Origin of the sequence: Nocardioides sp. (assembly GCF_036374615.1) — a bacterium.
Classification (GTDB): Bacteria; Actinomycetota; Actinomycetes; order Propionibacteriales; family Nocardioidaceae; genus Nocardioides.
This window is the reverse complement of sequence record NZ_DASUTK010000226.1, coordinates 1-2,424: the sequence shown is the minus strand read 5'-3', so window position 1 is coordinate 2,424 and position 2,424 is coordinate 1. Positions and strand designations below refer to the sequence as shown.

The following is a 2,424-nucleotide window of genomic DNA, read 5'->3' as shown; positions in this document are numbered from 1 at the left end:
GGTCCAGGACCCTGCGTGCGTGCATCGAGAGCTCGCTCGGCAGGGTCGGACGAGTAGCAGGCAGGGGGCCGATCGGGAGGATGGGACGGATCGGCGCGACGGGAACGTTCAGGGGGTTGACGTGCACGATCACCAGGCGGGCTCCGCGCGCCGTTGCCTCCTGGACCGCGAAGTGCAGCGCTCCTTCACTGGCGGGGGTGCCATCGGAGGCGAGGACGACTGGGGCGTGGTTGAGGCTTCTGGTCATGGCGAAGACGCCCTTTCTGGGATGGGGTCGAGCGTTGCCTCCAGCCTCGTTCGAGCACGTCGCCCATGGCAGGGCACTGCGCCGTGGCAAGCAGGGACCTTGGTCCCGCGGTCACGCCCCGTCACTCGATCCGCCGCAGCTGGCGCGGCGTCCCAACACCGGGATCATCGGTGCTCGCCAGTCGCAGCCGGACGTCGACGATCGAGCAGCTCGAGCTGCCCACGATCACCGGGTTGAGATCGAGCTCGGCGATCTCGGGGACCTCGACGGCCAGCCGGCCGAGGTCGACCACGAGCCGTTCGAGGTCAGCAACGTCGGCCGCCCGCCCGCCCCGATAGCCCTCGAGCAGGGGCCAGATCCGCAGACCTCGGACCGCGTGCTGGGCGTCGGCCAGGGAGATGGGTGGCAACAGGAAGGCACGGTCGGCCCAGAGGTCCGTCGCAACGCCGCCCGCCGCCACCATGACGAGCGGTCCCATGGTCGGGTCCCGGACGACGCCGAGGGCCATCTCGACACCGGACTCCATCGGTTGCACCAGCACTTCTCCTGCTGCTCGCCCGAGGTGCAGCTCGAAGCCTGACACCGCCAGCCGTACCGCGGCCGCCGAGGTCAGACCCGTCCTGACGAGTCGCTTCTCGCTCTTGTGCGCTCCGCCGGTGTCGCCCACCTTGACCGCGACGGGGAAGCCGATTCGCGTTGCTGCTTCGGCCGCTCCGTCAGCGCCGGTGGCGACGCGTCCGAGCAGCCGAAGTCCGTACGGACCGAGGAGGTGTCGTGCCTCGGACGCCGCCAGCCACCGACCCTCTGTGGGCGCGTCCTGCAGTGCCGCTCGGCACCACTGCCTCACGGCCAGGACCACGGTGGGATCCGGCACCGGCAGCGGCGCAGCCGGAACGGCTCGCCATTGCACGTAGCTGACGGCATGTCCGACGGCTCGAACCGCCGCGGCGGGTGAGTCGTAGGTCGTGAGGCCCTCTGGGTGCCCCACGTCCAGCCCGCCGAGCGGCACGAGCAGCACCGGGATCTGCGGATGGCGCGCGCGCACCTCTTCCAACCTCCGTACGATCTCGACACCGTCGGTGACGCCAGTCGCGACGACCACGGTGACGACGGCGTCGACCTCGCCTGAGGACAGCACGGCGTCGAGGGCGGCAGCCATCCGCTCCGGCGCCACGCCGGCTCCGGCGTCGATCGGGTTCGTCGTCCCGGATGTCTCGTGGACGAGGCCCGCCAGCAGGTCGCTCAGCGCGGCCGAGAACTCGGGCACCACCAGGTGACAGGTCTCGGCGGCGTCCGCCACGAGAATGCCCATCCCTCCCGCGTTGCTCAGCACCCCCAGGCGTGGACCTGCCGGAAGCGGTTGCTCGGTGAGCAGCAGTGCCGCCTCGACCAGGTCGTCGGTGTCCACGCAGCCGATGACACCTGACTGGGCGAAGAGTGCCTCGACGGCGACGACGGAGGAGGCGGCAGCCGCCGTATGAGAGACGCCGCCGGCGCGTCCGGGCTTCGAGCGGCCCCCGACGACCGCGAGAAGAGGTTTGCGTTCGGAGAAGCGGTGGGCGAAGCGGGCGAACTTGCGTGCGTTCCCGAACGACTCCAGGTACAGGGCCGCTGCGCTGACCCCCGGATCGTCGAACCACGCAGCCAGCAAGTCGTTGCTGGAGACGTCCGCCGTGTTGCCGAGCGACACGAAGCTTCGGACACCCAGCCCGAGCTCTCTGGCACGATCCAGCAGCACGACACCGACCCCACCCGACTGGCTTGCGACCGCGAGGCCGCCGGGTGGTGGCGGCTGTTGGGCGTTGAAGGTGGCGTTCAACCGGATCGCCGGGTCGTTGGCCAGCACCCCGAGACAGTTCGGACCCACCAACCGGACCCCACGGGTCCGCGCCAGCACCGACAGCTCACGCTGGAGGTCCTTCCCCTGGGGTCCCAGCTCGCCGAAACCGGAGCTGATCACGACCGCCGCCCGGACGCCGGCCGCGGCGGCGTCCTCGAGGGCGGATGCGGTCAGCTCGGCTGGGACGGCGATCACGGCGAGGTCCACCGGGTGTGGCACGTCCCGGAACGACGGGTAGGCGCGCACTCCGGCCACGCTCCCGTGTCGGGGATGGATGACGACCATCCGGCCGGCGTACCCGTTCGAGGCGATGGATCGCACCACGGCCGCGCCTACA

Annotated in this window: 2 protein-coding genes; both read right to left on the bottom strand. The window is 70.8% G+C overall.

Going from position 1 to position 2,424, the window contains the following annotated elements; genetic code table 11:
* Nucleotides 1–247, bottom strand: a 247-nt coding sequence (locus tag VFZ39_RS17570; protein WP_330867088.1) for a universal stress protein, incomplete at its 3' end; no start/stop codon positions are given.
* A gap of 121 nt (nucleotides 248–368) precedes the next feature.
* Nucleotides 369–2,424, bottom strand: a 2,056-nt coding sequence (locus VFZ39_RS17565; RefSeq protein WP_330867087.1) for an acetate--CoA ligase family protein, incomplete at its 5' end; no start/stop codon positions are given.